The organism is Spirillospora sp. NPDC049652, assembly GCF_040675125.1.
In the GTDB taxonomy this organism is placed as follows: domain Bacteria; phylum Actinomycetota; class Actinomycetes; order Streptosporangiales; family Streptosporangiaceae; genus Spirillospora.
In genome coordinates this window covers 1-16,411 of sequence record NZ_JBFAOF010000001.1, presented here as the reverse complement: position 1 = coordinate 16,411, position 16,411 = coordinate 1, and the positions used below count along the sequence as shown (strand labels likewise).

Genomic DNA, 16,411 nt, shown 5'->3' with positions numbered 1-16,411 from the left:
GCATGCGATTGATCTCCGAATCAACGCGCACGCAGTTTTCGTTACTGCATTCCTGGCGCCAAGGAGGCGAAATGAGATGGGAAGACTGGAATGAAGCTCTAGACGCTATTGCCATAGTCGGAGCGCCTGGCGTTGTATCAGCTGCATCCAGGATCGATCGCGAGTTTTGGCTAATGAGCGCATCTATCAAAGATGGCGTTATCGTCGATGTGGAGTCATGGAATCAGCAGCGAAGGCCGCTTGAAGAAGCTCGACTAGCTTTCGTAAACGTCGTCCGATCTGAAGTGACCGGAGTAGGTTCACCCTTGAACCGCAGTCCAGTTGCACGGCCAGCGCATCTGCCCGCTTCATTCAGCAACTTTCGAGGCACGCCGGCGCCAAGAGACCCAGGCGAACACACTGCTTCATCCTGATGACAACCTAGTCCGGTTCGTTGCGCCCAAGAGTCCGGGACTCTGAGCGGACCATCCCGCTGCCGGTGTGCTGCGCCGTTAGCCTGGCGCAGCACAAGGGCCCGTCAGTTGGACGAGCGGCCGGATGCCTGGGCGAACTGGCAAGAATAGGGGCACGTCTTCGCATCGCGTGTCGGGACGCCGATGGAGCCGGACAACCCTCGCTGGAGCTGGAGCTGGAGCTGGAGCTGTGTTCGGGAGGCGGCTGGCCTGGATGGTGTTCGGCTCCATGGCATGCGGCACACCTGCCTCTTGCTGCTGTTTCAATTCGGGGTGGCCCCGGACGTCGTTCGTGAGACCGGGGACACAGGGACATCGACGTCACGATGACGATCTACGTCCACACCTTGCTTGAGGAGAAGCGGGCGGCGCTCGGAAGCTGGGGACGTCCTCGGCTGAGCTTGTAGCGGGACGTTGCAGTCACGCGCGGCGGTGCTGACCTCGGCCCTTCAAATCGCGGTACGCACCGCTCAGCTTCGTCTAAGGCTTCGAAGGTAGCTCAACACTCGCAGCCGGAAAGTATGACGCGATCGACGGACCGGGGTGCTTGTTCGTGCGAACGGTGCTCAAGATGTGACAGACCGTCTCCCGCGAACGGACACACCGGCTTGCGGGGGCCAGGGCGGTGGAGGTCCCTGGTTCGAGCTCGGTATGCGTGCTGATCGTGGGCCCCTCGGAGTGGTGGGGACTGCCTGTCAACGTTATATGGCTCTTCTGCCCCTGAAAGGCAACCATACGTGATACCCCATGGCAGATGCTTGGGTGACCCCTGCGTCCAACTGTGGTCAGCGCACTTCGTTCGGCTGGGCCTTAACGTAGGCTATTGGGTGAACCGGAGGTATGGAATAAAATGGCAGTACTCTGGAAACTTGAGCCCGCTACTGCTGCCAAGCATCGACTATATAAGAGTTACCTCGATGCCTGGTGGCCGATCTTTCTCCAGTCAGGCCCGTGGGGCCTTCGCCCGCGTGTCACATATGTAGATGCATTCGCGGGGCCGGGGAAATATCTGAATGGCGAGGATGGGTCCCCTGTGTTTGCCCTTGAACGACTTTTGGCGCATACCGCGCGACAGCGAATGCATCTAAGCCGGGACCGCGTCTGCCTGATCTTCGTGGAGAATGACCGGGCGCGTTTCCAGTATTTGAAGGCGCTACTATTTAAGCGCTTCGGTGATCTTGAGCTGCTGCCTGTGCGTGTCGTGATTCGCCACGGGTGTGCGAGTGACTGCGGTCAGATACTCACCGAAGTCGGTGCGTGGGGACACCCAGTCTTGGCAATATTTGATAGCTGGGGGAACGTTAATGTTCCGCTCGCAGAAGTTGCCAAGATCGGCCACAATCCCTCCAGTGAGGTAATTACGACCTTCGGGCCTAATTGGTTTTCGCGACGAGAAGACCTGAATACCGACGTGCTGGATGCCGTTTTTGGTGGTCGATCCTACTGGGAATCTGCCGATCAAGATAGTCGTCCTGACGAGCGCTGGCGCAAATGGCTTTCAACTTACAGAGATGCTATGCATAGGGCAGGTTTTGAGTATCGCCTTCATTTCAAGGTTGTGCCGAAAACTGGCCTTCCGCTCTATCTCGTATATGGCACGAAGCATGAAAAAGGAGTGGAGGTGATGAAAAACTCGATGTGGGATGTAGACCATAGTGATGGTATGAGCTTCGCAGACCCTCGAACAAGAGGGGCCACATTGCCAGGTCAAGGGACTCTGTTTGCCGGAGGGGATCAACCAGAGCTTCATGAACTCGTGGGACAGCGCCTTGCACAGGGCCAGACTACAGTCGAGGAGCTTGGCAACTGGCTTCTCTTGGAGACGGCGCGTTGGCGCCCACGTGATGCGCGGAGCGCAATAGAACAGATGAGACGCGGTGGCGTCGTGCGAGTTGAACCAGCTGGTCGGGTCAAGAAGGATAGCGTAGTCAAACTACAGGGGACGATTTAACGTGCGGCATTTCGTCCCACGTGCGTCCATCGAGGAGTCTGCCGCCAGCTTTTGGTGTCTGCCCACCCCATTGCTTGAAGAAGAACGGCACTTGTGACTCCAAGCACGCGTCGCGAAGGTCACAGATCCAGGCGGACTTCATCTCGCGGAAGTTTGGTCCACTTTCGCCCCCGCCGATAACCCAGTCGATACCTTCAAGGTTGATGTCTGGTAGAGGCCCCAAGAGGGGCTCGCATGACAAGAACTTTGTTACTGCGCCCGATGCCCGGAGATCGGCAATTCTATGTACAGTGGACAGGTTTTCCACCGACACGCCCATCCAGACATTTTCAGGCCATGTAAGCTCTTTTGATACTAGCCGCAATCTCCTCGCGCGCTTTGTAAGTATCTGATATGTATGCTGGGGCGTATTTTCCATCACTTCAAATACTTCATGAATGAATGTACGCGGGACGCGTGCATGGAATAGATCCGACATTGAATTCACGAAGACGGTGCGAGGGCTGCGCCATTTGTATGGGATTTTCAGTGATTCCTCATGCAAGGTGAGTTTAAAGCCGGCGCCCGACGTCCTCGGGTTGCCGTCGTTCTGATACTTGGATGCCCCCATCGCTTTAAGACGCTTCGCAAGTGTTAGCGCGTAGCAGTGATCGCATCCAGCGGTCACTCGATCGCAGCCAGTCGTGGGATTCCATGTCGCCTCTGTCCACTCGATGGAACTCCGGTCGGCCATAGAACTTCACTCCCTGTGAGTACTCTTGAAGGGCCAGCACCTATTGCGTTATTCATACCGCTCTTGAGCGTCGAACGCATGTTCGGCGCGCGCTAGCGCGTGTCCAGTGATGGCCAAATTTCGCTTCAGAACGTAGTGGACGCAGGTCCGCCGCCGGTGCCTTATCGACGTAGATAGTTGGTGACGTGGCCGAGCGACACGGCGCAGCGGGACCGGACGGGACGGGCGACCGCTGGCGACGCGCAGCGGCGCTCTTGAAGACGTGGAGAAAGTTCTCATTCGGCGTGTTGGGGGCACCTGCTCGACGAGGCCGATCGGGTTGGCGCCCGGTGCCTGGCCAGCTGTCATGTTGATCGCGATGCCTCGGCGTCTTCCTTAGCTTGTTCATGGCGCCCGTGTGGGCTGCCAGGATCGGGCGCATGAGTGATGGGTTCCGCAAGGGGTTCTTGTCGTGGTCATACGACGAGGTGATACGGCGTGAGGGGTCGGATCTGGATGTGCGCGTTGTGGTCGCGGGGATCCCGCCGGACGTCAAGGACGAGCTGAAGTACGACCAGATCCCCTGGGGTCGTTTCTGGCACGGTTACGGTCTAGCGGTGAACGTGCCCGAAGACTTGGAGCAAATAGCTTCTCCCGACGAGCAGACCGCTGGGCGAGCCCTGAAGAAGCTAGGGGACGAAGTGCTGCATGAGGGGGGAACCTACCCGCCAGCGGCGCTGGCGACCCCGTTCTTGCTTCGTCTGGCCGTCGCGCCGGTAGCGCACCATCGTGCCGACCTCCTCTTCCTTGTCGGTAGAGCGGCACGGCGACGGTATTGCGGGGACGGAACGCGAAGGGGTCTGCTCCGGATCGAGGATGACCACCCGATGGTCCTCTTGAGCGGTGAGCTGGAGAACTGGGCGGTACGGGCGGCGCGCATCGCTGTCACCGCTGATGTGTCTCTGCTGCTGGAGCTGCTCAATGATGCCGATGCGCAGGTCCGGTCGGGCGCCTGCTACGTGCTGGCCACGGTCTTGGACGGCACCGAACTGGTTTCCCTCGCGTTGCGGCGACGGTTGGGCGTTGAGGATGTGCCGGCCGCGCGCATGAGCCTCATCCTGGCGCTCGCTCAACTGGCCAGAGAGCATCAAGATGAGAGCACCGCCGAGTTGCTGCGGCAATGGTGGTCGGCCCCGGACCGGCCTGTCGATTGGCGGGTGAGTGCCGCGATCGCTTGGCTCTGCCTGGTCGACGATCCGGTCCCCGATGACCTTCGAGCCCTGCTCACGATGCAGATCACCGATGAACTCGCCGAACAGCTGGGAGGCGTCCCCTGGATGGAAGGCGTCGACTGGGACGGTGGCGGTCTACGACGCTGCGTGTACCTGATGCTCAACCCCGAGGTGGACTGGCGGGCGGTGCATGACGATCCATGGGCCGAGCCGAGTAAGTAGTGCCCCGCCGCGCAGTTCCAACCGGCAGCTACGGGGGTCGATGAGGATGTTGACTCTGTGTCACCGACGGGGAAGTATGGAGCGCAAAGCTTGTGAACTCGTCTGAAGGGACTCCTGCTTGGGTGAGGCTCAGACGGAAGGCAGGTGCTGGTGATCGGACTCTCTCTGATGCCGGAGACGCATCGTGAACGAGCCTGGGAACGTCGAACGATGACTGCGTCCTTCAACCTGCCTGCGGCTCGCGTGCACGAGTCCGTGACCTGGACTGCGTGCCTTCGACCCGCCCGGGCTGCGTGCACTGGTGATGGTGGTGGCTGTGAGCGTTGAACCGTCTAGCCGTGCCATCGTCGAGGCTGCCTGGCAAGCCGTGAGGGACGACGGGCGGGTTCGCACCGAGCTGATCGATGCCGCCTATGCCGAGCCTCGTCTTCGCGAGTTGTTCCCGTGGACGGGGATGAGTGAGCTGCACTTCAGCCGCTGTACCGGTTGGCGCTGGACGTGGGACATCCCCTACATCCAGCCCGCGAGAGACGGCTACTGGGTTTCGGGCCCGCTGCGATCCCAGACAGTGGGACCAGCGGCCTCCGCCGCCCAGGCCGTTGCGATGGTGGTCGAACGTCTTCCAGCCAACTGTGGACCGGCCTTCCTCGGCACATCAGAAGAGCTCGCCGTGCACGAGGCGGGTTAAGAGCCCGAGGGCCTCGGCCCGGCATGTCGACTGGGGCGACGCAGAAACCCGCGGGGGCGGGGCAAGAGATGGCCTTTCGGCGCGTTATTGGCCTGGGTCGGGCGCGATCCAGGCGAGGCGATGGGGGACCGGGCGCGGTCCGTGAGAAGGAGACGGGGGTGCGGATGGGAGAGACGGGCAGCGACGAGCAAGTGAGGGTGCGGCGGAGGGCACGAAGGCGTCGGTATCAGCGCGGAGTGGATCGGCGGACGTGTCGGATTCCGGTGTGGGTCTCGGAGCAGGAACGGGCCGCGTTGGCGGCGGCTGCGGAGCGGTCGGGCTGGGCGTTGGGGGCGTTCGTCGCCGAGACGGCTCTGTCGGTGGTTGAAGAGCGGGAACCGCCAGAGTGTGAGCCGTGGCGAGAGGTCGTGACCGGACTCATGCAGGCGTCCGGGCAGGTGAATCGGGTCGGGGTCAACCTCAATCAAGCGGTAGCCGCGCTGCACGCGTCAGGGGCGCCAACCGCGGCGCTTGAGGGATATGCGAGGACGGCAGAGCGCGTCCTGCTGGGGCTGGACGAGGCCGTGCAGGAGGCCCGGAGGAAGCTGCGGTGACCGCTCGTTGATCGCCAAGGTCCTGCGGCGGGATCGGGTTCATGGGGTGTTGCGGTACCTGTTCGGGCCCGGCGCGAATGGCGAGCACGTTGCGCCGCGGATTGTGGCTGGGTTTCGGCCCGCGCATCTCCTGCAGCCGACGCAGCGAGAGGACGGACGCTGGGACCTCCGGCACTTGGCTGAACTGCTGTCACTGCCGGTGGAGGTTCTCGGAAATCGAAACCATCCTCGCCCGGTGTGGCATGTGCCGGTTCGAGCGGCGCCGGAGGACCCGATCCTGAGCGATGAGCAGTGGGCACAGGTCGCCCGCGAGGTGATGGACCGGTCCGGACTGGCCCCGGACGGCGATCCGGACGGCGTCCGCTGGATCGCGGTCCGGCACGCCGACGACCATGTCCACCTGGTCGCCGCCCTGGCCCGCCAGGACGGGACGCGTCCGAAGGTGTGGAACGACGCCTACCGTGTGCGGTCCGCGTGCCGCTCCATCGAGGAACGCTTCGGACTACGGCGGACGGCTCCGGCTGACCGGACCGCGGCCCGACGCTCGACCCGTGCAGAGACGGAGAAGGCGCGTCGGATCGGCATGCCGCGCGATGCGCGATCCGAACTGCGTCGGCTTGTGCAGACTGCGGCGGCCGGGGCGGGGAGTGAGGCCGCGTTCTTCGCTGGGCTCCAGGAGGCCGGCGTCGTCGTCAGGTTCCGGTACAGCGAACGTCAGCCGGACCAGGTCACTGGATACGCGGTTGCGCTGCGGAAAGGTCGCACGGCGAGCGGACTCGCGGTCTGGTACAGCGGCGGCAAACTAGCCGCTGACCTCACCCTTCCCAAGCTGCGGGCGCGCTGGCGGTCCGGAAGTCCGGCCGTGTCCGGACGGGACCTGTCAGAGCGGACCGCGCGGGCCTACCTGCGGGCCGTCCTCCGGGAAGCCGCCGGACACGCGCGGACACCTGCGGAGTTCTTCGAGCGTTTGGAAAGCGAGGGGCTGGTGGTTCGGCTCCGGCAGAGCGAGATCAATCCAGGTGAGATCACGGGTTACGCCGTTGCTCTTCCCGATCACTTCGATGCTGGCGGCCGACTCCGATGGTTCAGCGGAGGGAAGCTGGCGGCCGACCTCTCGTGGCCGGCCTTGTGGCGCGCGTTGTACGGCGGGGTGCCGAAGCCCCCACCCCCGGAACTGACAACGGAGGAGCGCAAGGCGATCTACAGGGACGCGACGAGGGCGGCGGAGTTCGCGACCGCCGAGATTCGGCGCAACACGGTCGTCGATCCGCACCGTGCCCAGGACGCTTGCTGGGCCGCGGCCGACATGCTCAGATCGGCTGCGCTCGCGACCGGGAATCGCCACCTGGACCAGGCCGCGGACGCCTACGACCGTGCAGCCCGCGCACCATATGGACGCGTTCCCCGCCCGACACCAGCAGGGATGCGGCTGCGCGGCATCGCCCGAGTCCTAGCGACCACCAGAGCCGGTGACGCGGGCTTCATGCTCCAACTCGCCGCCGCTCTCGTGACACTCATCGAAGCGATCACAGACCTGCACCGCCTGCATCGCCGACAGCCCCAAGCGGACGCGGCCAGGACCGCGGCAACACTTATCCGCCGGACGACACCGGAGCACCCCGAGCCGCCCTGGTTGCTTCAGACCCCAAAAGCAGAGAAGCCAAGAGCGATCGCCTCGAACGCACTCCCGGACGTCCCGGACGTAGCACCGGTGCGGGCGGAGCTGCCACAGGGATGGCGACCCCCGTTCACTGCCAGTCCGCCCATTCGACGCGCGCCGGATCCAACGCCGAGACGACGCAGTCCGACCCGTTAAGACCCGCAGGGGCAGGCCGCCATGCTCATGACGGCCTGCCCAAGCGAAACGGCCTCAGGATGAGGTGTCGATCTGCAGGATGATCGCCTCGACGGCGTCCTGCAGATCGAGCAGCGGATACCGGAGGGGCAGGCCGTCCTCGGTGCACCAGGCGAAGCCGTCGCAGGTGATGTCGATGCGCAGCCTGTCGAGGTGGATCGTCGTCGTGCCGGGAGTGTCGCTCACGCGCTTGGCGGGCAGGCCACGCGACCGAAGAGCGAGAAGGAGCTGCTGCCTCGCACGAAGCGGGTTCGGCTTCACGCTTGTGCCGAGCCAGGGATGCGGCAGAGGCAGCGTGAACCAGACGGCCTTCCCTTCCACCGGGTTCGCCTGGAGGCGAGCGCGGCTGGGATGCGCGCCGACCGAGGCCGCGAGGGCGGCGACGATCGCGAGTCCCTTCCCGTGCTCGTCCAACAGGTAGTCGTCCGACCGGACAGGAACGACGTCGCGGGCGGTGTCGAAGACCGTGACCACCAGATGAGGGGAAGGGTGGGTGCGTATCCACGTCCAGAGCTCGGCGCTGCTGCCCGGCGCGTGGAGCAGCTGGTTGGTGGCCAGCTCCGAGACGGCGAGTGCGCCGTCGTCGATGAGGTCGGACGGCAGTCCGAGATCGTTCATGAGGATGGTGAGCGACGAGCGCGCGACGGAAGCGCAGCTCGCGTCACTCGGCAGAGGGAAGGAGCAGTGCCCTCCGGCGATGAGGTCGGGAGAGAGACTGTTCAGCACAGCACATCCCGCCCGTCCCGCCGCCCGCGCTGGCTCGGAACGCAGCACGCCTTCCTGCACGAGCCGGCCTTGGCAGGATGCTCAAGGTGGCGGCGTCCTGTGAACGTGCGCAGCAGCCGGGAGAGCAACCCGCGCCGAGCCCTGGGAGCCACCGGGACGTCCCTCGCCCTCGCCCTCGGACTCGGGACGCGCCTCGCCGAGGTGTTCGGGACGCGCTGGAAAGCCGCGGCCGACGGCTGAGGAACTGACGACCAAGCAGGAGGCCACTCCGTCCGTCGCGCGAGGACGACGAGCTGAGCATGCAGCTCCTCAGCCGTGGCCGCTTCCAAGAGGCGGAACGTACCGTCCAGCTCCTGGTCGAGATGCCAGTAGCTCCCCGTCCACTCTCCCCACCACGCGACAAGCGCGGGATTGCGGGCGTGCAGCTCGGCGAGCACACGCTCCGGGTCAGGTTCGTGCCTTGCCCAAGGCGACTGGCTCGGAGAAGAGGCCCTCGCGTGCGGAAAGCGAACGGGGGCCGGCGGGGACGAGCCCGCGGGTTGGACTGTCCCCACACCCGGGGGATTCGTACGATTGTGCATTGGTTGGATCTCCAGAATCCGATCAAGGTCCCGGTCGGTGTGCCAGCACCGGCCGGGACCGCCTCGTCTGCTCGTCCACTCCTCCTTCCGAGACGCGGGACGGGGATGAGAGATCGTTCGTGCGCGTGGAGCACACGTACCGTTCATGCACCAAGAGAGATGACTCGGTGACACACTGTCAACATTGCCACCCCAATCATGTTTTGGCAATATGCCAAAACACTTATGCCGTTGATCTTTAACGCGACGCTGATCGGTATCGAAGTGAAGGAGCGTGCGTGGCTGTCGGAAGCAGTCCCACCGTCCGCCGTCGTCGTCTGGCCGCCGAGCTGAAGGCGCTCCGCCTGAGCAAGGGCATGACAGGCGTGGAGGCTTCGCGGCGCATGGAGGCCGACCCGTCATGGATCAGCCGCATCGAATCCGGTCGGCGCGGCATCAAGACTCGCGACCTGCGACTACTGCTCGACGTCTACGAGGTCGAGGACGAGGAGTACCGCGAAGGCCTCCTCGATTTGGCACGGCAGGCGAAGCAGCGAGGATGGTGGCACACCTACACCGACGTGATCCCGGATGACTTCCAGGACTACGTCGGCCTGGAGGCTGAAGCCGACTCGCTGCGCGTCTACCAGGCGGAGTTGGTCCCGGGGCTCTTGCAGACGTCCGACTACCATCGCGCACTACTCCAGATCCCACCCAGCAAGCCTTCCGAGGATGAGATCGAGCGTCGCGTCCAGTTGCGCCTGGCGCGCCAACAACGCCTGACGGCGGAGGACCGGCGACTGGATCTCTGGGTCGTCCTGAACGAGGCGGTCCTGCGCAGGGTCATCGGTGGGGCGGAGACGATGGCCACTCAACTCACTCACCTGGTCGAGGCCGGCGAACTCAGCAACGTGACCATCCAGGTTCTGCCCTTCTCTGCAGGAGCGCACCAGGCGATGACCGGAAGCTTCGTGGCCCTGGGTTTTCCCGAGACGGCGGATGCCGATCTGGTCTACATCGAGCAGCAGGTCGGCACGCTGTATGTGGAGGATGCCGGGCAGGTAAGGCCGTATACCGTGGCATTCGACCACCTTCGCGCCATGGCCCTGAGCCCCGAGAACAGCCTCCGCCTCATCGCCGACGTCGCGAAGGAGTACATGCCTGCATGACCCAGGGAGTCGCGAAGTGGACGGCCTTGACCTCTCCGGTGCGAGTTGGCGTAAGAGCTCCAGAAGCGATGCCACACGAGAGTGCGTGGAGGTCGCGGCCGTCGCCTCAAACGTGGCCGTCCGCGACTCGAAGGCTCCGGACGCGGGGGCCCTGCTCGTGACGCCGACGACATGGCGCGCGGTGCTGCGCCACGTGACAGATCGGGCGAATGCCTGACCCGGACGGTGCAGCTTCGGAAGCTCTGGCCGACCAGCAGGGAGCCTGTCCAGCCTGGATGTAGACCTCTTAGAGGAGTGCCGGCGATCTTATGAGTCCTCACGTTGACCCCTCGGAAGCTCGCTGGCGCAAGTCAAGCTGGAGCGGGAGCACAGACAGCGACTGCGTCGAGGTGGCACCCATCTCCGGGCTGATCGCCCTTCGCGACTCAAAGGCTCCGGGCTCGGGCGTTCTGTTCATGAACCCTGCTGCGTGGCGCGCGGTGCTGCGGTGCGTGGGGGATCGGACGAGCAGCTAAGAGGCCCGTTACGCCCGGCCAGGCAGGTGCTTGGTGTTTTTGGAGCGGATCTGTGGACGCGCGGTGCGGTGGTTGTCGAAAGATAACTCAGCGTGGCATTGTTGGAGCGCAAACAGCTTCAAGCTTTGTTAAGTAGTCGAAGAGTGTGCTGCTGAGTGCCTCGTTCGCTGACCTGGAGTGCGCTGATGTCCGAGCAGGCAGGCCGTGATCCCGATGTGCTGACCACCGCGGAGCTGGCGGCGAAGTTGGGGTTGTCGGCGCAGACCGTCCGGCGGATGGCCAACGCCGGGCAGATCCCCGCGCTCAAGACCGGCAAGGACTTCCGGTACTCCTGGGAAGCTGTTCGCGAGGTCCTTCGGCAACCGCATCGTGAGCCGGGGCTGTCCGTCCCCAAAGAACCCGAGCCGAAGAAGGGTGCGGGATACCGTGCGCAGCGCCGGGCTCGGTCTGGCGCTGCGTCCACTGCCAGCGAGAACTGAACCGGCTGTCCACCCGCGTGCGCTTACGACGGCGGGGGGTCGTTCGTGAGCGGCGCGACGACTCGTGAAGCAGGTGATTGTGAGCAGTATCGACAAGCGCATCGCCGCCCTGACCTCCTGGAGCAGAACGCACGACCGCAAGAAACGGACCCAGCCCGCCCGTGACGCCTTCCTCGCTCGCTTCGAGCGCGAAGTTGATCCGGACGGGCAACTCGACCCCGACGAGCGCCGACAGCGAGCCGAGCACGCGAAGCGCGCCTACATGCTCCGGCTGGCGAAACGCAGCGCACAAGCGAGACGGCGAGGGTGAGCGTGAGGGCTCGGGTGTTCCACGCCCGAGCCCTCACGGTCCTATCGCTTTGGCGACGGTGTGGGGGTGGGCTCGAAGGGGGGCTTCAGTGCGTACGAGTCCGCACCGTGGCGGAGCCATTCGTTGAAGGTCATGGGCTGTGGCGCGGCGACGGTGTGATCCAAGGAGAGGGGGACGATCACGCCGCAGCAGCCCAGGTCCTCCCACCACATGGTGCCGGCCAGCGGCCCGGAGACGACCATGCGGGTGTTGAAAGTGCAGCCGTGGCTGCGCGCGATGAACGTACCCGCGACCTGCCGCCATTCGAGATCCCGGAACTCCCGGGCCCACGGTTCCACGGCGGTCGCGAAAGCCTCCTCGTCGGCGAAGTCCGCTCGCTCCGGATACCGAACACCCAGGTCGTCCGCATACTCGGACCAGGAGTCCGGATGCGGGAACGGCGTTTGGAGTTGTTCTCCCCACACGTCCTGGTGCTGCCAGCCCCAACCGTCTGCGGTGCGGTGCAGACGTTCCACTACACCGCCAGCGCTGACGTTCAGCAGGTAGTCGCGATACTCCGCCGGAAATCCGATACCGAGATCACGTTCGGCCTCGGCGACCTCGGCCTCCGTCAGAGGGCCGGGGGATTGCGGGGTAGGGACGGAGCTGGTCTTCTGCCGCCGCCCGAGGAGCTTGCGAAGCATGTGTAGATCATGACCGTTCTCAAGGCGCCGTCCGAGCAATTATTCGGCTCGGTCCACCGCATAGACACGAAGGCCCCGGGCGGATCGCCCGGGGCCTCCGGCGTTCGTGGTCAGTCCTCCATGATGCGGTCGTAGGTGCGGCGGGCGCGTTTGCTTGCGGCGCTCTTGCCGTAGCGGCGGAGCATCTGTGGGGACGTCCAGCCGTTGAGTTCCATCAGGTCGCCTTCGGCGCCGCCCCGGTCGAGCCAGGTGTGCGAGAAGTGGTGGCGGAACTTGTGCGGGTTGACGGCGACGCCGCACTCCTCACCGCGTCGGGCGACCATCTGGTAGATGCCGTTCGCCGTCATGGGCGGGCGGTTGTTGGTGCCCAACCAGAGAGCACGGTTGGACGCGTAGGTGTGCTTGTTGCGGACGCGGATGTAGCGGTCGGCCGCGCGGGCCGCTCCGTGGCCGAAGCGGACGATGCGCTGCTTGTTGCCCTTGCCGGTGACCAGGAGTTCGCGGCGCATCAGGTCGAGGTCGCTGCGGTCCTGGTCGTCGGGGTCGTATTTGATGCCGGCGAGTTCCGACAGGCGGAGGCCGGTCGAGCGGAAGAGCGTCAGGATGGCGAAGTCGCGGCGCTGGACGAACGTCCGGCCCTCGCAGCTGCGCAGGAGCTTGTTGAGCTCTTCCTCGGTGAAGACGGGGACGACCTTCTCGCCCACGGCCGGCGGCCGGAGCTTGGCCATCGGGTTCGGGAGTTCCTCGTCCTCGGACCACCAGCGGAAGAACTGCTGGAGGGCTCGGTACTGGTTGTTCGCGTAGCTGTCGGAGTAGGTATCGAGCAGCCAGACCATCCAGGCTCGGACGTCGTCAGGGATGACGTCGTCCCAGTCGGTGTGGGTGGTCTTGTCGCGGAGATGTGCGGCAGCGAACCATTGCGTCGCTTCGACGTAGGTTCGTACCGTCTTAGGGGATTTGCCCTCAGCGTTGAGGTGGAGGGCGAAGGAGTTGATCGCGGCCTGGTAGGAACCTGCGTGGAGGTTCTTGGGCCGCCTGCGATGCGTACCCATCGTGGGAAAGTTTTCCTCTGTTCCAGCGGTATACACCTGGGGTGATCAACCCGTTACCGATGTTCTCGCTGGTCAGAGGCAAGATGTGGGCAGGGGCGGGGTCGAACCGCCGACCTTCCGCTTTTCAGGGGAGGACTCTTCTCTGAGCAATCCGCCGCCTCACCTGGGGATATGAGAGGAAGAGGCGTGCTGACCCCGTGGACTTCGGCACGTATTCGGCACATGGCCTCACGGGGACCGGTCCGCTCGCCGGTGCCCTTCAGACTCTGGCAGCGTCCGCGACGCTCAACCACGCGGACACACGATCAGGGGCGACGCCCACGAGCTGCGCTAGCTGCATCGCGCGCGACTCTGCCCGCCCATCGCCCGCTGTCTTCCACGCGGCTATGGCAACGTCGTAGGCGACTTCCCCGCGTACGCCCCTTGGGTCAATGAGGAACAGCGCGGATCGTTGGCCTTCCAAGATGTTTCTTGGCGATGCGTCGCCGTGGCATAGCCCGTCCATAGGGCGGGTGGCTAGCCAGGCGAGGTCGCTCATGGCGCTTTGGCGCTGCTCCCGAGGCGCTGGCTGGCGACCTGGTGCGAGGTCGCTTAGTTCGTCATCTAGAAGACGCCGGCGCAACCAATCAACGAGGGACGGCATGTCGTTGTCGGGGGAGGGGTGGTTGAGCATCGGTTGCAGGAGAGAAGCCAAGGAGCTTAGGGGAATTGGACGCTTATCGAGAGTGGTCCCAGGAACGATGCGGTCCATGACTACCCACGTGCCGGTGTGGGACGTAAAGCATTCGCGGACTTTTGGGGCTTTTCCTAGTTTGGACATGGCCACAGAAACCCGTGCCTGCTCTGCCCCATGAGGATCGGGACTGGAGCGCATTACCAGACGACCAGCCTTGGCGGCCACCTCAACGACTAGGCCGTAGCGTGCAGCGAACGTTGCTACCGGTACGGCTTCATAACGTGCGCAGAGTTCAGCCAATTCATTAATGACGCATTTATGCCACTCGGTGTAGAGGTCGGGCCACCGAGTTGCGACTGATTTCGCAACGTCCGCGGGGACGCGGACTTCGTGTCCTGTCATGTGGCTTCCGGTGAAGACTTGGCGAATGCCTCCGCTATAACCGCCATGTTGTCGACAACCGCGTCAGCGCCAGCGTTAGCGAGTTGTGTAGCGCGAGTCTCGGTCTTCGCGTAGCCGATACTTTGTGTACTGGCCTTATGTGCCGCTTCGATGTCCGTTATGGAGTCGCCGACTAGGACGCCACGTGATGGAGGGCTGCCCGCTAGCTCGAAGGCTTTTAGGACGCTATAAGGATCCGGCTTCATCTTGCCGGGGCAACCGGGTACGCGGCCAACTATGCTGGCAATGCTCGACGTGAGCTGATGCAACTTGAGGTAGTGGGAAATGGCGCGCGCCGAATTATTGCTGACAATCAGCACGGGACGTCCACTTCGCGTTGCCGACTCAATAGCATCGCTGGAATGGGCAGTAGGGGCCGCTGACTCTGCGGCCCTTACTTCCCCACGCTCCTGGATCCCTTCGACCTGCTGCAGTAGAGAAGGTGCACTATCGTTAGTCCACTTGAGGAGTGCAAGCGGGTCGCGTTCGGTGTGCAAAGCCTTTGGTAGATCGGTGCCCTGATCAAGCAAGAAGGATCGTATTTCCTCCGCGATTTCTGACGCTGGGTAGCCGGAGAAGAGCCTACAGACCGGCCCGTCGAAGTCGAGCAGGAGAACAGCACTTGACCGGACGATCTGGCTTGGCAGAGTCATGCCTGGTATCTGCGGGCGAGCGTGCTCCATAGGGCGTCGTACCAACCTCTCGCTTCCTTCACGAACTGCGGTCCGTTTGAGGTCTCGTCGTTGCTAGAGAAGTGGAATAGGGTGGTGTCTTTGCCCATGAGATCGTAGATCTCGGCTGAGTCTCCGTTCAGCCTGATGGTGTGCTTCATTACCGGATAAAGGCCGTAGAAGACTTCTTCTGAGTTGAGGATGTAGAGTTTGAACGCTGGCGTGATTTCATGCACGCGTACCTCGGCGCTGGCTGACTTAATGAGCCCAAGATCCGCGATCTCGTGTACGGCGTCGATAATCCCTTCTACCGCCCGGCGCGTGATTCGGTCGGCGCGCTCCCTAATCGCTACCTCTGCCGTATCAGTGCCGACTCGGCGGGGTAGGGCCATCGGTGCGGACGTGTCGCACATCATGATGCGGATCTTGAGCGACTCGGGCGTGAGGCGTCCGGCACGGACCTTATCGAGTACCTCGATAAGGGTGTTATGCAGCGTCTCACCGGAGAAGCCGGCGAAGTCGATAGAGACGTGCGGACTTTCGAATGCAGCTTCTACGTGTGGCCGCAACCCCACTGGCCGTTCCGTCTGGGCCCGTACGTAGGAACCGCTCCCCTGCCGACTGATGATGAGCCGGTCGCCTTGGAGTACTCGCAGAGCCGCCTTAACGGTCTCTCGTGCCACGCCGTATCGGGTTGCCAGATCGGGTTGCGACGGAAGCCGGTCACCTGGCTGGAGCTTGCCCGTGAGGATCGCAGCCCGCAGCTTGTGGGCAATCTGCTGCGACGGCGTACGCGGGTCGTCCGGGTCCAGCTCGCCGAGGGCGTCCATGTCCACGCTCATGTGCCAAGCGTATGCCTTGGCTAGCCAGGCCAGTAAAAATCTCCGCCGATGGGGTTGACCTGACTAGCCAAGCTGGCCATGCTGTTGGTCATCGCAACCTGGCTAGTCAGGTTGGCCAAGCTCTCGCGTGGAGGCGATCGTGATTCCGTCCCAGCCGAAGAAGTGGCCGCAGGCGCTCGCCGGTTTGGCCGCGCTGCTCTACGTGTGGAACAACCCCGAGGGCGCCGCCGCGCTGGTCAAGCACGGCATGAGCGCGCTGATGAAGTTCGCCGGCGGACTGAGCTGACCTCGCCGCCATGACCATCCCCACGACGCGGACGCGGCCTAGTGCACAGGCCACCAAGCACGCCACTGGGCTGCGTCCGTCCCACCCGATCACGGCTCCCGAGGAGACGCCCGTGTCCGCTTCGCCCCTGCCCCTGCCGTTCCCGGTGCTGGATCTGCGAGGAAGGCCCCTCAGAGGCGCGCAGTGCCGGTTCGACCCCGAGCTGCACATCGGTGACCCGGACGAGTCGCCGAACGAGCGCGCGGCGCGGCTGCTGGTGGCCGCCGAGGTGTGCGGCACCTGCCCGCTGCGGGAGG

Annotated in this window: 20 protein-coding genes; 13 read left to right on the top strand and 7 right to left on the bottom strand. The window is 64.0% G+C overall.

Features of this window, described 5'->3' with window-relative positions:
- Positions 1-1,275: 1,275 nt before the first annotated feature.
- The gene (locus AB0J52_RS00100) at positions 1,276-2,403 is read left to right on the top strand and encodes a three-Cys-motif partner protein TcmP (protein ID WP_500179321.1); all 1,128 of its coding nucleotides are present in this window, start codon (positions 1,276-1,278) and stop codon (positions 2,401-2,403) included.
- Here AB0J52_RS00100 and AB0J52_RS00095 read toward each other — a convergent pair.
- Complete coding sequence (locus AB0J52_RS00095; protein WP_500179320.1) at positions 2,381-3,136, bottom strand: DUF5131 family protein; 756 nt, start codon at positions 3,134-3,136, stop codon at positions 2,381-2,383. The genes AB0J52_RS00100 and AB0J52_RS00095 overlap by 23 nt on opposite strands.
- A gap of 419 nt (positions 3,137-3,555) precedes the next feature.
- Between AB0J52_RS00095 and AB0J52_RS00090 the strand changes: the two genes are divergently transcribed.
- The 4 genes from AB0J52_RS00090 to AB0J52_RS00075 all read left to right on the top strand — a co-directional run bounded on the left by AB0J52_RS00090 (position 3,556) and on the right by AB0J52_RS00075 (position 7,666).
- The gene (locus tag AB0J52_RS00090) at positions 3,556-4,569 is read left to right on the top strand and encodes a HEAT repeat domain-containing protein (protein ID WP_500179319.1); all 1,014 of its coding nucleotides are present in this window, start codon (positions 3,556-3,558) and stop codon (positions 4,567-4,569) included.
- 316 nt (positions 4,570-4,885) lie between these two features.
- The gene (locus AB0J52_RS00085) at positions 4,886-5,257 is read left to right on the top strand and encodes a DUF6193 family natural product biosynthesis protein (protein WP_500179318.1); all 372 of its coding nucleotides are present in this window, start codon (positions 4,886-4,888) and stop codon (positions 5,255-5,257) included.
- Between the two features lie 164 nt (positions 5,258-5,421).
- A complete protein-coding gene (locus tag AB0J52_RS00080; RefSeq protein ID WP_500179345.1) occupies positions 5,422-5,850 on the top strand; it encodes a plasmid mobilization protein in 429 nt (142 codons plus the stop codon).
- 7 nt (positions 5,851-5,857) lie between these two features.
- A complete protein-coding gene (locus AB0J52_RS00075; RefSeq protein ID WP_500179317.1) occupies positions 5,858-7,666 on the top strand; it encodes a relaxase/mobilization nuclease domain-containing protein in 1,809 nt (602 codons plus the stop codon).
- A gap of 54 nt (positions 7,667-7,720) precedes the next feature.
- On the opposite strand, the gene AB0J52_RS00070 is transcribed toward AB0J52_RS00075, so the two are convergent.
- Positions 7,721-8,431: an ATP-binding protein gene (locus AB0J52_RS00070; RefSeq protein WP_500179316.1), complete on the bottom strand. Its 711-nt coding sequence runs from the start codon at positions 8,429-8,431 to the stop codon at positions 7,721-7,723.
- 99 nt (positions 8,432-8,530) lie between these two features.
- Here AB0J52_RS00070 and AB0J52_RS00065 point away from each other — a divergent pair, with 99 nt between their 5' ends.
- From AB0J52_RS00065 to AB0J52_RS00040, 6 genes are all read left to right on the top strand, one after another.
- Entirely contained in the window at positions 8,531-8,671 is a 141-nt protein-coding gene (locus tag AB0J52_RS00065; protein ID WP_500179315.1) for a hypothetical protein, read from the top strand.
- 619 nt (positions 8,672-9,290) lie between these two features.
- Positions 9,291-10,160 carry a helix-turn-helix domain-containing protein gene (locus AB0J52_RS00060; protein WP_500179314.1) on the top strand — a complete coding sequence of 290 codons (870 nt, stop codon included), beginning with the start codon at positions 9,291-9,293 and terminating at the stop codon, positions 10,158-10,160.
- A 16-nt stretch (positions 10,161-10,176) separates the two neighbouring features.
- Positions 10,177-10,377: a DUF397 domain-containing protein gene (locus tag AB0J52_RS00055; protein ID WP_500179313.1), complete on the top strand. Its 201-nt coding sequence runs from the start codon at positions 10,177-10,179 to the stop codon at positions 10,375-10,377.
- Between the two features lie 91 nt (positions 10,378-10,468).
- A complete protein-coding gene (locus AB0J52_RS00050; RefSeq protein WP_500179312.1) occupies positions 10,469-10,675 on the top strand; it encodes a DUF397 domain-containing protein in 207 nt (68 codons plus the stop codon).
- A gap of 185 nt (positions 10,676-10,860) precedes the next feature.
- Positions 10,861-11,154 (top strand): helix-turn-helix domain-containing protein, encoded by a 294-nt coding sequence (locus tag AB0J52_RS00045; RefSeq protein ID WP_500179311.1) that lies wholly within the window; start codon positions 10,861-10,863, stop codon positions 11,152-11,154.
- A gap of 79 nt (positions 11,155-11,233) precedes the next feature.
- A complete protein-coding gene (locus tag AB0J52_RS00040; protein ID WP_500179310.1) occupies positions 11,234-11,464 on the top strand; it encodes a hypothetical protein in 231 nt (76 codons plus the stop codon).
- Between the two features lie 41 nt (positions 11,465-11,505).
- Here AB0J52_RS00040 and AB0J52_RS00035 read toward each other — a convergent pair whose 3' ends face one another.
- The 5 genes from AB0J52_RS00035 to AB0J52_RS00015 all read right to left on the bottom strand — a co-directional run bounded on the left by AB0J52_RS00035 (position 11,506) and on the right by AB0J52_RS00015 (position 15,829).
- Complete coding sequence (locus AB0J52_RS00035) at positions 11,506-12,147, bottom strand: SMI1/KNR4 family protein (RefSeq protein ID WP_500179309.1); 642 nt, start codon at positions 12,145-12,147, stop codon at positions 11,506-11,508.
- A 110-nt stretch (positions 12,148-12,257) separates the two neighbouring features.
- A complete protein-coding gene (locus tag AB0J52_RS00030; RefSeq protein WP_500179308.1) occupies positions 12,258-13,199 on the bottom strand; it encodes a tyrosine-type recombinase/integrase in 942 nt (313 codons plus the stop codon).
- Positions 13,200-13,458: 259 nt separating this feature from the next.
- Positions 13,459-14,277: a phosphotransferase gene (locus AB0J52_RS00025; RefSeq protein ID WP_500179307.1), complete on the bottom strand. Its 819-nt coding sequence runs from the start codon at positions 14,275-14,277 to the stop codon at positions 13,459-13,461.
- A complete protein-coding gene (locus AB0J52_RS00020; protein WP_500179306.1) occupies positions 14,274-14,969 on the bottom strand; it encodes an HAD family hydrolase in 696 nt (231 codons plus the stop codon). Before AB0J52_RS00020 ends, AB0J52_RS00025 begins: the two co-directional genes overlap by 4 nt.
- On the bottom strand, positions 14,966-15,829 hold the full coding sequence (locus AB0J52_RS00015; RefSeq protein ID WP_500179305.1) for a winged helix-turn-helix domain-containing protein: 864 nt from the start codon (positions 15,827-15,829) through the stop codon (positions 14,966-14,968). The genes AB0J52_RS00020 and AB0J52_RS00015 overlap by 4 nt, the downstream gene beginning before the upstream one ends.
- Before the next feature lie 139 nt (positions 15,830-15,968).
- On the opposite strand from AB0J52_RS00015, the gene AB0J52_RS00010 reads away from it, so the two are divergent.
- Both AB0J52_RS00010 and AB0J52_RS00005 read left to right on the top strand, forming a co-directional pair.
- Positions 15,969-16,115 (top strand): hypothetical protein, encoded by a 147-nt coding sequence (locus AB0J52_RS00010; protein WP_500179304.1) that lies wholly within the window; start codon positions 15,969-15,971, stop codon positions 16,113-16,115.
- 112 nt (positions 16,116-16,227) lie between these two features.
- The coding region (locus AB0J52_RS00005; RefSeq protein WP_500179303.1) for a hypothetical protein at positions 16,228-16,411 on the top strand (184 nt) is incomplete at its 3' end.

Bases quoted from the DNA above. Each gene is read 5' to 3' on its own strand.
- AB0J52_RS00030 (WP_500179308.1), bottom strand. From the start codon at position 13,199: ATGGGTACGCATCGCAGGCGGCCCAAGAACCTCCACGCAGGTTCCTAC.
- AB0J52_RS00080 (WP_500179345.1), top strand. From the start codon at position 5,422: ATGGGAGAGACGGGCAGCGACGAGCAAGTGAGGGTGCGGCGGAGGGCA.
- AB0J52_RS00090 (WP_500179319.1), top strand. From the start codon at position 3,556: ATGAGTGATGGGTTCCGCAAGGGGTTCTTGTCGTGGTCATACGACGAG.
- AB0J52_RS00015 (WP_500179305.1), bottom strand. From the start codon at position 15,829: ATGAGCGTGGACATGGACGCCCTCGGCGAGCTGGACCCGGACGACCCG.
- AB0J52_RS00095 (WP_500179320.1), bottom strand. From the start codon at position 3,136: ATGGCCGACCGGAGTTCCATCGAGTGGACAGAGGCGACATGGAATCCC.
- AB0J52_RS00035 (WP_500179309.1), bottom strand. From the start codon at position 12,147: ATGCTTCGCAAGCTCCTCGGGCGGCGGCAGAAGACCAGCTCCGTCCCT.
- AB0J52_RS00050 (WP_500179312.1), top strand. From the start codon at position 10,469: ATGAGTCCTCACGTTGACCCCTCGGAAGCTCGCTGGCGCAAGTCAAGC.
- AB0J52_RS00045 (WP_500179311.1), top strand. From the start codon at position 10,861: ATGTCCGAGCAGGCAGGCCGTGATCCCGATGTGCTGACCACCGCGGAG.
- AB0J52_RS00020 (WP_500179306.1), bottom strand. From the start codon at position 14,969: ATGACTCTGCCAAGCCAGATCGTCCGGTCAAGTGCTGTTCTCCTGCTC.
- AB0J52_RS00025 (WP_500179307.1), bottom strand. From the start codon at position 14,277: ATGACAGGACACGAAGTCCGCGTCCCCGCGGACGTTGCGAAATCAGTC.